This is a genomic window from Pantoea rwandensis (assembly GCF_002095475.1).
GTDB lineage: Bacteria > Pseudomonadota > Gammaproteobacteria > Enterobacterales > Enterobacteriaceae > Pantoea > Pantoea rwandensis.
The window spans coordinates 251,871-264,112 of record NZ_MLFR01000003.1 but is presented as its reverse complement, the minus strand read 5'-3'; the positions used below and the strand labels follow the sequence as shown (position 1 = coordinate 264,112).

Genomic DNA, 12,242 nt, shown 5'->3' with positions numbered 1-12,242 from the left:
GGTGCGCTGGCCTGATGCTCGGCCGCCGCTGGCTGTGGTGCCTGCGCCGGTGCGCTAGCCTGATGCTCGGCCGTCGCAGGTGTTACCGCGGGTTGAGTCGGCTGAGCTGGAGCAGGATGCGGCTGATGAATCGTGTTGGCTTCATCTTCCGCTTTCTCGATATCGATACTCTGCTGCACAGAACGTTTCATGGAATCAGCAGTTTTACGCAGCTCTTCCATTGACTCTTTCAGCTCAGGCGATAGCGAACCACGACCCGCCTCTTCCACCTTTTTCAGGCTGTCCTGCAACTCCTGCAGTTTCAGCTCCTGTGCCAGTTCATTTTGAACGTTAGCAGCCAGCGAACGAATCGCCCGAATCCAGCCCACGACGGTTTTCACCGCAACCGGTAATCGTTGTGGGCCCAGTACGATCAACCCAATAACGAACACCAATAACAGTTCACTAAAACCAATATCGAACACAGTTAACCCTTACTTATCCCGGGCGTCGTCTTTGCTCGCCGAGGTTTGCTGTTTGTCTGCCAGAGTTTTGGCGCTGAAGTCAGCGTCCTGCTCTTTCGGTTGATCCTTTTTATCGTCTTCATCACCCATGGCCTTTTTGAAGCCGCGAATGGAAGAACCCAAATCCGAACCCAGGTTGCGAAGTTTATTGGTACCGAACAGAAGTACAACAATGACGGCAATGATTAACAATTGCCAAATACTGATACCGCCCATGAGATATGCCTCTAATATTCTGTGAAAAACTATTGAATGTAACGCACAGAAAGCCCGTATGAATTCGGGCTTTAGCTTGCGACATTACGCGATTTGCACCAGGCAGACAATCAGTTTGTCTTACGCCAGCCGATAAGCCAGGTCACGATGCCAGCGGCCATTAATAGTGCCGGGAAGAAATCCCAGTCGGGTCGACTCAACAGCACTGCGGTGCCACTGATTAATAGTGTAGCTCCTACCCCGAACAGGTAGCGTGCCTGATGATGGCGAGTCCGCTGCGCATTCATATCACTCACCAGTTTATCGACACTGTGGCGCAATAATTTATGCTGGCGCATGCTGTCGTAGAACAACTCGGGCAGCTCTGGCAACTTCTCAGCCCAGAACGGCGCTTTCTCTTTAACTGCGCGCAGGATTGCGGGAATCCCTACTTGATCCTTGATCCAATCCTCAAGGAAAGGTTTCGCGGTTTTCCATAAATCGAGTTGCGGATAGAGCTGACGGCCAATGCCTTCGATATACAACAGCGTTTTTTGCAATAACACCAGCTGCGGCTGCACTTCCATATTGAAGCGGCGCGCGGTGTTGAACAGATTCAGCAGCACGTGACCAAAAGAGATCTCTGCCAGCGGCTTCTCGAAAATCGGTTCACACACGGTGCGAATAGCAAACTCAAAATCTTCAACATTGGTATCCGGCGGTACCCAGCCAGAATCCACGTGCAATTCCGCGACTTTGCGGTAATCGCGGTTAAAGAAGGCGATAAAGTTTTCTGCCAGATAGCGCTTATCTTCTTTATTCAACGAGCCGACAATGCCGCAGTCAATCGCGATGTATTGCGGATCTTCTGGATGGTCGTAGCTGACGAAGATATTGCCGGGATGCATATCAGCATGGAAGAAGCTGTCACGGAACACTTGGGTGAAGAACACCTGCACGCCGCGTTCTGCCAGCAACTTCATATTGACACCATGCTTCTCCAACGTCGCCACATCGGAAATAGGAATACCGTAAATGCGCTCCATCACCATCATCGATTCGCTGCAGTAATCCGAGAACACTTCCGGCACATACAACATCGGGCTCTGCTCGAAGTTACGACGCAGCTGAATGGCATTCGCCGACTCGCGCAGCAGATTGAGTTCATCAATCAAGGTCTTTTCGTAATCGCGCACCACTTCAACCGGGCGCAGACGACGACCATCCGGCAGTAAGCGAGGAACCCAGCGCGCCATGCGGTAGATCAGCTTCATATCCGCTTTGATCACCGGCAGGATGTCCGGGCGAATCACTTTGATCACCACGTCACGGCCGTTGGATTTCAGCGTCGCCGTATGCACCTGCGCAATAGACGCAGAAGCCAGCGGCTTGATATCAAAGTCGTCAAACCACGTATCGACCGGGCCACCAATCGCTTGTTCAATCTGCTGTTGGGCTTTGAGGCCATCAAAAGGCGCGACGCGGTCTTGCAACACAGCGAGCTCATCGGCAATGGCCGGTGGGAAGAGATCACGACGCGTCGACAGCATTTGGCCAAACTTAATCCACACCGGACCCAGCTGCTCCATCGCCAGACGAATGCGCACGCCCGTCGATTCGTTTTTGTGCTTGTTAGGGATCCAGAAAATACAACGCCGCCAGAGTCGCAGCGGCAATGTGATGCGCATGTGGGGGATCAATTCATCAAGACCATAGGTCAGAAAGATCTTGATGATGAAGTATAAGCGCCGAATTTCTCCCAGCGTCATTTCGCCTCCAGCTGTGCTAAACGCGCTTCAAACGCATTGAGCGAACGTTCCATCGCCTCTACCTCTTCGCAGAACCACGCCAGTTCCAGTGCACCCGGTGCGACACGCCACTCTTCCGTCAGAACCTGACCAAGATAGTCTTGTCGACGAGTGACCTGCTTCTGCACAAATTTCAACGCATGCTGTGCTGCCTGGCTTACGCCTTGCGCTGCGATATCGCCAATCCACGGCGCGAGGTATTCGGCCGGGTCGAGTTCGGCGAGATCCATGAGCGCAGAGAACTGCTGCACAACCTGCAGATCGCCTTCCACATCTAGCTCACCGCTGCGAATCAGGCTGGTGAGCTGCTGGCGATCGCGCAATTTTGGCAAGGTGCTCAGGCGAAGGCTGACACTGCAATCGCTGCTGTCCTGCCAGTCACTCAGCACATCCAGTTGTGACTCGCTGAACACCAGCACCAGCGGGAAATCCAGCTCCTGCAAGCGCAGCGTTAACACTTTACCGGCCAGACGCTGGCGCGAAGCTTTCAGACTGCGGTCGCGATAGAGAACACGATTGAGGGCGGTCTCAAAACCGCCGGTAATAAGCGGGGTAAAAGTCATGATAAATCAGAACTTGAAGCCGCGATGCAGCGCCACAATACCGCCAGTCATATTGAAGTAAGTGGTATTTTCGAAACCGGCGTCGTTCATCATCGCTTTCAGGGTTTCCTGATCGGGATGCATACGAATCGATTCTGCCAGATAGCGATAGCTTTCCGCATCCTGCGCCACGAGCTGGCCAATACGCGGCAAGATGTGGAATGAGTAGGTATCGTAAGCTTTGCTCAACGGTTCCAGCAGCGGTTTAGAAAATTCCAGCACCAGCAGACGTCCACCCGGCTTAAGCACGCGGAACATCGATGCCAGCGCCTTCTCTTTTTCGGTCACGTTACGCAGGCCGAATGAGATGGTGATGCAATCGAAATAGTTATCGGGGAACGGCAGGGCTTCGGCATTGGCCTGCACATAGCTGACGTTGCCTGAAACGCCCATATTGCGCAGCTTCTCGCGACCCATCTTCAGCATAGAGCTGTTGATATCAGCCAAAACCACCTGGCCTGTTTCGCCGACCAAGCGAGAGAATTTTGCGGTTAAATCACCCGTACCACCTGCGAGATCCAATACACGCTGCCCGCGGCGCACGCCGCTGCTATCGATAGTAAAACGCTTCCAGACACGATGGATGCCAAACGACATCAGATCGTTCATCAGGTCATATTTTGCCGCTACGGAATGAAACACGTCCGCGACTTTATCGGCCTTTTCGCTTTTCGCGACGGTCTTAAAGCCAAAATGGGTAGTTTCCTGCTGTGATTCATCTGCCATCGGGTTTACCTGTTCCACAAACAATTCTTGCCGAAGTGTATCAGAGTCGCGCTACGCGAGCACGTGACCACCGTGCTATTCATTGATACGGCGCAGCGAAGCGGTGGAAGAATCTGTTGGCTTTTCATCGGGCTCAATGTCGTCGGCCCAATGTTCATCTGCCTCCTCTGGCTGCGCCTGCTCAACGAGTTGAGGATTGATGGGCCGCTTGATCTCCACGCCCAGTGCGCGAAAAGATTCGCTTTGCGCGATTAAGTTGCCGCGCCCTTCCGCCAGTTTTTTCATCGCCTGCTGATAGCTCTGCTGCGCTTTGTCGAGGTTATGGCCTATACCGCTCATGTCATCAACAAACAGGCGCATTTTGTCATACAGCCGTGCCGCACGGTCTGCGATACGTTGCGCATTGCGGCTCTGATGCTCATAGCGCCACAAATTGTTGATAGTGCGCAGCGCCACCAGCAATGTTGTTGGACTGACCAACATGATGTTCTGTTGCAACGCTTCGCTGATCAGCTCGGGTTGGCGATCAATAGCTAACAGAAATGCCGGTTCGACCGGAATAAACATCAACACATAATCCAGAGAGCGTAAACCCGGTAATTGTTGATAATCTTTTCGCCCCAGCAAGCGGATATGCCCACGCATCGCGCTGATGTGTTCCTGAATGGCTTGCTCACGCGTGGCTTCGTCTTCGGCGTTAAAGTAACGCTCATAGGCAATTAACGTCATTTTGGCATCAATCACCACGTCTTTGCCTTGAGGTAGCCGCACGATCACATCAGGTTGCATTCTGCCTTGCTGCTCTAACCGCACGCTGACTTGTGTTTCATACTCATAGCCTTCGCGCAAACCCGAGGCTTCCAACACACGAGTTAACACCACTTCACCCCAGTTACCCTGGATTTTGTTGTCGCCCTTCAATGCTTTAGTCAGGTTCACCGCTTCCTGTGCCATTTGCACATTGAGTTGCTGCAACTGACGGATCTCGTGCGCCAGCGTGTGGCGTTCGCGCGCTTCCAGACCAAAGCTGTCGTTGACCTGGCGGCGAAAACCATCCAACTGCTCTCGCAACGGTCCAATCAGGCTATTCAGGCTCTGGCGGTTCTGTTCATCAACACGGCGTCCGCTGTTTTCGAAGATGCGGTTTGCCAGGTTTTCAAACTGCGCGCTGAGGCGCTGTTCACTGTTAGTCAGCAAACGTTGCTTCTCTTCAGCACCAAAACGCGTTTCTTCAAGACGAATAGTGACTTCACGCAACTCGGCTTCCTGCGCACTGTTCACTTCCAGCTGATTGCGCAGTTCACGGTTTAGCTGCTCGCTCTCGCCGCGCCAGTAATCAAGCTGCTGTAATCTTTCCTGCGCAGCGCTCAGTGCACCATGTAGCTGACGCAGCTCTTGTTCACGCTGTTGGATTTGCTGTTGCAGCTGTTCAAGCTGCTGCTGTTGACGCTGCTGCGCCTCTTCCAGCAGGCGCCGCTCGGTGGTGAAACTGGCGTGCTGGTGTCCGGCGCGCAATTGGGCAAGTATCCAACCAATGCCCAATCCGGCCAGCGCCAGCGCGCCGCTAATGATAAGTTGCTGATCCATAATTCCCCCGCGGATCGTTTCGCTGAGGGAAAAGGTAAGATGCTACTGTATGAATGTCCAGATTGTTGTGTAACTTCGGGTGATTTACAGCGCTTTCACCGTCAACTCCCCTGCCCTCCATGCATCGATCAGGAAAAACGGCATCGGCAGCATCCATTCGGCGCCTTTCACTTTGGCAGGGTAATGCCAACTTTGGCCATTGCAGGTAAGTTCAACCTGCTGCCATCCGTTATCTTCATTTTCGACTTTTCCCGCCATGCTGGAGAAACCCGCATTACTGCCAACGTGGAAGCGATCGGTTTGCCAGCGAATCGGCGGGTGTGCGGGCCATGCCTGCGCGTGATGGAAATGGAAGAGATTGTCATGATTCAGCACGCTCTCGCGCACGGTCGGCCACAGCGCCACCTTGAGGAAGTATTGGTCGGTGAAACGCTCACTACCGCTGTACTTCGCAATGAAATCTCGCATCTGCTGCTCAACGTTGTGGAACACGCCATGGCAGCCACCCCACATCCCTGCCAGTAGTAGTTCAGTGTGCGTAAAGTAGTCGCGCATGTGGTGGAACCAGTATGGCGAATCGAGCCAGGCATCCACCGCGCTGACCTCACGCTCAGAGAGCAACGAATCCGCGTCACGTACGATATAGCGCTTCACGTTGGCATCATCCATTACCAGAAAGCGCCATAGCGTTGGGAAGATGCTCTTCTCATGCGACATATCCACCAGCTGCGTGTTCGACTGTTGCAAGCGCTGCCAGACATGCTGAGGTACGCTGTCGTCAAGATAGATACGGCAGATCCAGTTGGGGTAAAGCTCGCGCGCGACTTCAATATTTTTAATCAGCGTTTCACAGTAGCGCGGCTGACCACCGTACAAACTAAAAGAGATGACGTTTTCGTTGGGATTCACAGGATTGAACGGCGGTGGCGTCTCAGTGGGAAAAGCCACCTTGTGACCCTGACGAAAAATCGCATCTGATTTTTCCAGCGATTCACGGCCATAACGCGCCACTTCATCGTGTTTTTCCAGCCAGCCACACACTTCTGTTAAGCCATCCAGCCAAGTGTCAGATGCCTGCGCACGCTGCGCCGCAGGTGCCTGGTAGATCTTTTGGTAGGTTTTGTAGGATTTTTTGTATTCGCCGATCCGCATCAGCGTCAGTGCATAGTCGCTGAGCACCTGCATGTTGTGGGGCATCACGCGCAGGACTTCTTCACAGCACTGGCAAGCCACAGGGAAATCAGAGGCCGCCATCGCGTGGCGAAAACGCGCTGCCACGCCCTCAATATGAGATTGCGTAGCAGCAGGGTTTTTAACAAAGGCAGGACGAGGAGCAGTAACCGTTTTGCGCATAGTTATTTTCTCAGTATCAGCTGAAAAAAGTGCGCAATTAAGCGGCAGAAAGGTGATTTCCTATCCGTAAATTCCCTTCCGCCTTGCGCACTAAATTAAGCGACGCGCTGCTTCAACCACAATCTTCACCGCATCACTTTCGGTCTGTTTCATGGTCACCGCATCCGGGATCTCTTTTTGCGTACGGTTAACGATAACACCCGCCACCATGCCCGCTCTCAGCCCCTGACTGGCGCACATGGTTAACAGTGTAGCGGATTCCATCTCATAGTTAAGCACGCCCATTTGCTGCCACTCTTGCATTGAGCCCTGGAAGCGATTCACCACACGTCCTGAGAAGGTATCGTAACGCTCTTGGCCAGGATAAAAGGTGTCTGAAGAGGCGGTAATACCGATGTGCGTTTTGGCGCCACAGGCTTCTGCTGCGGCCACCAGCGCGGTGGTGCAGGTGAAATCGGCCACTGCTGGGAATTCCATCGGCGCAAAGTGCAGGCTGGCACCGTCAAGGCGTACAGAAGCGGTGGTGACCAGCACATCGCCCACATTGATATTCGGCTGGATCGCACCCGTGGTTCCGACGCGCAGGAAAGTGCGCACGCCCAACTGGGCCAGCTCTTCTACGGCAATAGAGGTTGAGGGGCCACCGATACCGGTTGAACACACCACGACCGGCTTACCGTCCACTTCCGCCAGATAGGTGGTGAACTCACGATGTGAAGCGAGATGTTGTGGATTATCCATCAGCGCCGCAATTTTTTTCACACGCTCAGGATCGCCAGGCACAATCGCCAGCGTGGCTCCTTTGAGGTCGGCTTTAGTGATACCAAGGTGGAAAACGTCAGACTGGGCCATATCAGACTCCTGATAGATAAGGGATGTGCGCGCCACTCTACGTCAGTGAGCGGCATAAATATGTGATTAATTTCACTATCAACAATGAAAGTTACATTTTAATAAAATTATTATGTGACATGAATCACACAATGGCGGTCGGTAAATCTGAATTGCTACAAGCGGTACTGTGTAAGTACGGGTGGCAGTGTTAATAGAGAGGGAGAACATCTGAAAAAGTCCCTCTGCACCCTACATCAGCCTCGCTCCTGAGCCAGGCTATAGTTACGTGATTGCGCACTTGCTAGCACGGAGAGAACAATGAAAACCGAAGACAATATGGCACAAAAATCAGCAATCGGCGGCTTTGCTCCCGCCGTTCAGCCCATCGCCAGCAGCACCATTACCACATCCAGCGACAACATTCATACCGGGGAGACATCGGTGCCAAGCCAAGGGGAAAACCTGCCGGCTTATTATGCACGCCCCAAAGAGTATGAAGGCACGTTGCCAGTTGTGTTGGTCGTACAGGAGATATTTGGCGTTCACGAGCATATTCGCGATTTATGCCGCCGTTTAGCGCAGGAAGGTTATCTGGCGGTTGCACCGGAACTCTATTTCCGAGAGGGCGATCCCAGCGAATACAGTGATATCCCTACATTGTTTAAAGAGTTAGTGAGCAAAGTACCGGATTCGCAGGTCCTGTCCGACCTCGATCATGTTGCCAACTGGGCTGCCCGTCATGACGGTGATATTCGTCGTATGGCGGTGACCGGTTTCTGTTGGGGCGGTCGTATTAGCTGGCTGTTTGCCGCGCACAATCCACAAGTGCGTGCTGCTGCAGCATGGTATGGCCGTTTAGAGGGTGATAAAACGCTGAAGCAGCAGAAGCACCCGATTGATATCGCCGTCGATCTTACCGCACCGGTACTGGGTTTGTATGGCGGTCAGGATGAAAGCATTCCGCTTGAGAGTATCGATAAGATGCGTCAGGCACTGCACGCAGCGAACGCCAAGGCAGAGATTGTTGTTTACCCAGAAGCAGGGCACGCTTTCAACGCCGATTATCGCCCGAGCTATCATGCTGATTCTGCTGCTGATGGCTGGTCGCGTATGCTGGCGTGGTTTAAACAGTATGGCGTTGCGCCGAACGCGTAATAATAAAGAGGGGCGCAGTGGCGCCCCACTCCCCTTAAACTCCTTCACCCCTCAGCTTCTGCGCCGCCTTCACCATGTTCGCCAATGCCTGCCGTGTTTCGCTCCAGCCGCGCGTTTTCAGACCGCAATCCGGGTTCACCCACAGACGCTCCGGCGGGATACTTTGTGCCGCTTTACACAGCAAGGCTTCCATCCACTCTACGCTTGGCACATTGGGCGAGTGAATGTCGTACACGCCAGGGCCGATTTCGTTGGGGTACTCAAACGCTTTAAACGCATCCAGCAGTTCCATATCTGAGCGTGATGTTTCGATGGTGATCACGTCAGCATCGAGCGCGGCGATTGACGCCATGATGTCATTGAACTCGCAGTAGCACATATGCGTGTGGATCTGGGTCTCATCGTTTGCCACCGCAGCGTTAAGGCGGAAGGCATCCACGGCCCATGTCAGGTAAGCAGCCCACTCAGACTGGTGCAACGGCAACCCCTCACGCAGGGCGGGCTCATCAATTTGAATAATGCCGATACCGGCGCTCTCGAGATCTTCCACTTCATCACGCAATGCCAAGGCAATTTGCTTGGCAATGGTTTCCCGCGTCACATCTTCACGTGGGAATGACCAGCAAAGGATAGTGACCGGGCCAGTGAGCATGCCTTTGACCGGTTTGTCAGTCAGCGACTGCGCGTACTTTGCCCACTCAACGGTAATCGCCTGCGGACGGCTGATATCACCGATGATCACGGGCGGTTTCACACAGCGAGAACCATAACTCTGCACCCACCCGTTTTGAGTGAACACAAATCCGTCGAGGTTCTCACCGAAGTATTCCACCATGTCGTTGCGCTCAGCTTCGCCATGCACCAGCACATCCAGGCCCAGACGTTCTTGCTCAGCAATGGCTTGTTTGATGTGTTCGGCAATCCCCGTGCGATAGTGGCCGCCGTCAATATTGCCTTTTTTAAAATCGAGGCGCAGACCGCGAATCTCAGTGGTTTGCGGGAAGGACCCGATGGTTGTGGTTGGCCATGCCGGCAGATTAAAACGGTTGCGCTGGGTTTTAGCGCGTTCGGTGTAGGGGCTACGGCGCTCAACGTCCTTGGATTGGATTTTTGCCAGTCGCTGGCCCACCGCCGCGTTGTGCACACGTGCTGAGTGAACGCGGGCGCGAATTGGCGCACTCCAGGCTTCCAGCGATACCGCATCATTATTGTTGAGTGCGTGACTTAATAAAGACAGCTCCGCACACTTCTGCAAAGCAAACGCAAACCAGCTTTTGACTTCCGCATCCAGTCGGGTTTCCACGCTGAGATCAATCGGGCTGTGCAGCAGTGAGCAGGAAGAACCCAACCATAGCTGTTTGCGCTGGCTAACCAGCGGCTGCAGACGCTCGAACCAGCGGCTGAGGTCAGCACGCCAGACGTTACGGCCATTAATCACCCCCAGCGACAACAGCCACTCAGCAGGAAGTTGTTGATGAACATGTTGGATGTCGTCTTTACCGTGGACCAGATCGATATGTAGCCCCTGTATCGGTAGCGCTTTAATGACATCAAGATTTTGGCCAATGCTGTCGAAGTAGGTAGTGAGCAGCAGTTTGACTTCACCTTGTAGTGCAGCGTAAGCGGGCTTGAACGCATCACGCCATGGCTGCGGCAATTCCAGCGCCAGAGCGGGCTCATCAATCTGCACCCACTCAATATTGCGCTTTTTCAACTCAGCCAGAACCTGCTTGTAGACGGGCAAGATGTCATTCAGCAAGGAGAGACGGTCAAACTGCTCGCCCTTCACTTTACCCAACCACAGGTAGGTGATCGGGCCTAACAAGATCGGTTTGATGTTGTGGCCTAGCGCGAGTGCTTCGTCCACTTCATCCAGCAGTTGAGTCCAGGTGAGTTTGAACTGATGGCCTTGGGTAAATTCCGGCACCATATAGTGATAATTGGTGTTAAACCATTTGGTCATCTCAGCGGCGGCGGCGGGTTCTCCACTTGGCGCCCGGCCTCGGCCCAGACGGAACAGCGTATCCAGATCCACAGAGCCATCTTTGTTCTGATGCCGTGCCGGTACGTTGCCCAACAGTAAGCTGGTGCTCAACACGTGATCGTACCAGGCAAAATCACCCACTGGCAGCAGATCGACACCGGCTTCTTTCTGTTGTTGCCAGTGGCGAGCACGCAGCTCTCGCCCAACTGCCAGTAAGTCTTCCTGTGAGCTATTACCTGCCCAGTAACTTTCTTGGGCCTTTTTCAGTTCGCGACGTAGGCCTACGCGAGGAAAACCAAGTGTGTGATTCAGAATGGTCATGTCATGTTCTCCAGATATTCTTAACCGTAAAGCACGCACCAAAACCGATTTACGTTCATCCAGCAGGCGGATTTGCCTTTCGCTGAGCGCATTCACGCGATAAAAGTAAAGCGGCCGCAACGCTTGCCTGAGATGTTTAGCCGTCCAGATGTTTACACCGCCATAATCTGCGGGTACTGTATGTTCCTCAAGCGCAATTTGTTCAATCTCGATGTGAAGGACTCTCATGATCGAACTCAAACACCTGAGAACGCTGCAGGCATTGCAGAACACCGGCTCCTTAGCCGCTGCTGCTACCCAGCTTCATCAGACACAATCGGCGTTATCTCATCAGTTCAGCGACCTGGAACAGCGGCTGGGCTTTCGCCTGTTTGTGCGCAAGAGCCAGCCGTTGCGGTTTACGCCGCAGGGGGAGATTTTGCTGCAGTTGGCCGAGCAGATTTTGCCGCAGATTCAGCAAGCCCTGCAGGATTGCCACGAGCCGCATCAAACCACGTTGCGCATCGCGATTGAGTGTCATAGCTGCATTCAGTGGTTGACGCCTGCGTTGAATAATTTCCGCCAGAGCTGGCCGCAGGTGGTGATGGATTTCAAATCGGGCGTGACCTTTGATCCGCAACCTGCTTTACAGCAGGGCGAACTGGATGTGGTGCTCACTTCAGATATTCTGCCGCGCAGCGGACTTTTTTATACGCCGATGTTTGATTTCGAGGTGCGACTGGTGTTGGCGCCCGATCATCCGCTGGCCAAGCTCGATCATATTTCACCGGAAGATTTAGCCGACGAAGTGTTGATGATTTACCCTGTGCAGCGTCAGCGCCTTGATGTGTGGCGTCATTTCTTGCAACCCGCTGGCGTCACTCCGGCGTTGAAGAATGTCGATAACACTCTGCTGCTGATTCAGATGGTGTCGGCACAAATGGGGATTGCCGCGCTGCCGCATTGGGTCGTAGAGAGCTTTGAAAAGCAGGGCCTGGTGGTGACGAAGACGCTGGGTGAGGGTTTGTGGAGCCGCTTATACGCCGCAGTTCGTGATGGCGAGCAGCGTCAGCCGATTCTGGAAGCCTTTGTGCGTTTCGCTCGTCAACATGCGTGTGATCATCTGCCGTTTGTCCGTGATGCTGCTCGTCCAGGTTCACTTCAGTCGATTTCTTCATGATCTTGCGGGCGACCT

The 12,242-nt window shown here is 53.5% G+C and carries 11 protein-coding genes; 2 read left to right on the top strand and 9 right to left on the bottom strand.

Going from position 1 to position 12,242, the window contains the following annotated elements:
- The 8 genes from tatB to udp all read right to left on the bottom strand — a co-directional run.
- A partial coding sequence (gene tatB / locus HA51_RS06345; RefSeq protein WP_084933297.1) for a Sec-independent protein translocase protein TatB occupies positions 1–464 on the bottom strand: 464 nt, incomplete at its 3' end.
- Positions 465–473: 9 nt separating this feature from the next.
- Entirely contained in the window at positions 474–719 is a 246-nt protein-coding gene (tatA, locus tag HA51_RS06340) for a twin-arginine translocase TatA/TatE family subunit (protein ID WP_084933294.1), read from the bottom strand.
- Positions 720–829: 110 nt separating this feature from the next.
- Positions 830–2,467, bottom strand: coding sequence for a ubiquinone biosynthesis regulatory protein kinase UbiB (gene ubiB, locus HA51_RS06335; protein ID WP_084933292.1), 1,638 nt, complete (start codon positions 2,465–2,467; stop codon positions 830–832).
- Complete coding sequence (gene ubiJ / locus HA51_RS06330) at positions 2,464–3,069, bottom strand: ubiquinone biosynthesis protein UbiJ (protein ID WP_084933289.1); 606 nt, start codon at positions 3,067–3,069, stop codon at positions 2,464–2,466. The genes ubiB and ubiJ overlap by 4 nt, the downstream gene beginning before the upstream one ends.
- Positions 3,070–3,075: 6 nt before the next feature.
- On the bottom strand, positions 3,076–3,834 hold the full coding sequence (gene ubiE / locus HA51_RS06325; protein ID WP_084933285.1) for a bifunctional demethylmenaquinone methyltransferase/2-methoxy-6-polyprenyl-1,4-benzoquinol methylase UbiE: 759 nt from the start codon (positions 3,832–3,834) through the stop codon (positions 3,076–3,078).
- A 75-nt stretch (positions 3,835–3,909) separates the two neighbouring features.
- Positions 3,910–5,421: a DNA recombination protein RmuC gene (rmuC, locus tag HA51_RS06320; RefSeq protein ID WP_084933281.1), complete on the bottom strand. Its 1,512-nt coding sequence runs from the start codon at positions 5,419–5,421 to the stop codon at positions 3,910–3,912.
- Positions 5,422–5,505: 84 nt separating this feature from the next.
- Positions 5,506–6,774: a hypothetical protein gene (locus HA51_RS06315; protein ID WP_084933278.1), complete on the bottom strand. Its 1,269-nt coding sequence runs from the start codon at positions 6,772–6,774 to the stop codon at positions 5,506–5,508.
- A gap of 90 nt (positions 6,775–6,864) precedes the next feature.
- Positions 6,865–7,626: a uridine phosphorylase gene (gene udp / locus HA51_RS06310; protein WP_084933275.1), complete on the bottom strand. Its 762-nt coding sequence runs from the start codon at positions 7,624–7,626 to the stop codon at positions 6,865–6,867.
- Between the two features lie 300 nt (positions 7,627–7,926).
- Between udp and HA51_RS06305 the strand changes: the two genes are divergently transcribed.
- Positions 7,927–8,763, top strand: a complete 837-nt coding sequence (locus HA51_RS06305; RefSeq protein WP_084933270.1) for a dienelactone hydrolase family protein — start codon at positions 7,927–7,929, stop codon at positions 8,761–8,763.
- A 34-nt stretch (positions 8,764–8,797) separates the two neighbouring features.
- Here the strand turns inward: HA51_RS06305 and metE are convergent, their stop codons facing one another.
- Positions 8,798–11,068, bottom strand: a complete 2,271-nt coding sequence (gene metE, locus HA51_RS06300; RefSeq protein ID WP_084933346.1) for a 5-methyltetrahydropteroyltriglutamate--homocysteine S-methyltransferase — start codon at positions 11,066–11,068, stop codon at positions 8,798–8,800.
- Between the two features lie 226 nt (positions 11,069–11,294).
- Between metE and metR the strand changes: the two genes are divergently transcribed.
- On the top strand, positions 11,295–12,227 hold the full coding sequence (gene metR / locus HA51_RS06295) for an HTH-type transcriptional regulator MetR (protein WP_084933266.1): 933 nt from the start codon (positions 11,295–11,297) through the stop codon (positions 12,225–12,227).
- The last annotated feature ends 15 nt before the right edge of the window (positions 12,228–12,242 follow it).

Coding starts and splice junctions, on each gene's coding strand:
- metE (WP_084933346.1), bottom strand. CDS start 11,068: ATGACCATTCTGAATCACACACTTGGTTTTCCTCGCGTAGGCCTACGT.
- metR (WP_084933266.1), top strand. CDS start 11,295: ATGATCGAACTCAAACACCTGAGAACGCTGCAGGCATTGCAGAACACC.
- ubiJ (WP_084933289.1), bottom strand. CDS start 3,069: ATGACTTTTACCCCGCTTATTACCGGCGGTTTTGAGACCGCCCTCAAT.
- rmuC (WP_084933281.1), bottom strand. CDS start 5,421: ATGGATCAGCAACTTATCATTAGCGGCGCGCTGGCGCTGGCCGGATTG.
- HA51_RS06315 (WP_084933278.1), bottom strand. CDS start 6,774: ATGCGCAAAACGGTTACTGCTCCTCGTCCTGCCTTTGTTAAAAACCCT.
- ubiB (WP_084933292.1), bottom strand. CDS start 2,467: ATGACGCTGGGAGAAATTCGGCGCTTATACTTCATCATCAAGATCTTT.
- udp (WP_084933275.1), bottom strand. CDS start 7,626: ATGGCCCAGTCTGACGTTTTCCACCTTGGTATCACTAAAGCCGACCTC.
- tatA (WP_084933294.1), bottom strand. CDS start 719: ATGGGCGGTATCAGTATTTGGCAATTGTTAATCATTGCCGTCATTGTT.
- HA51_RS06305 (WP_084933270.1), top strand. CDS start 7,927: ATGAAAACCGAAGACAATATGGCACAAAAATCAGCAATCGGCGGCTTT.
- ubiE (WP_084933285.1), bottom strand. CDS start 3,834: ATGGCAGATGAATCACAGCAGGAAACTACCCATTTTGGCTTTAAGACC.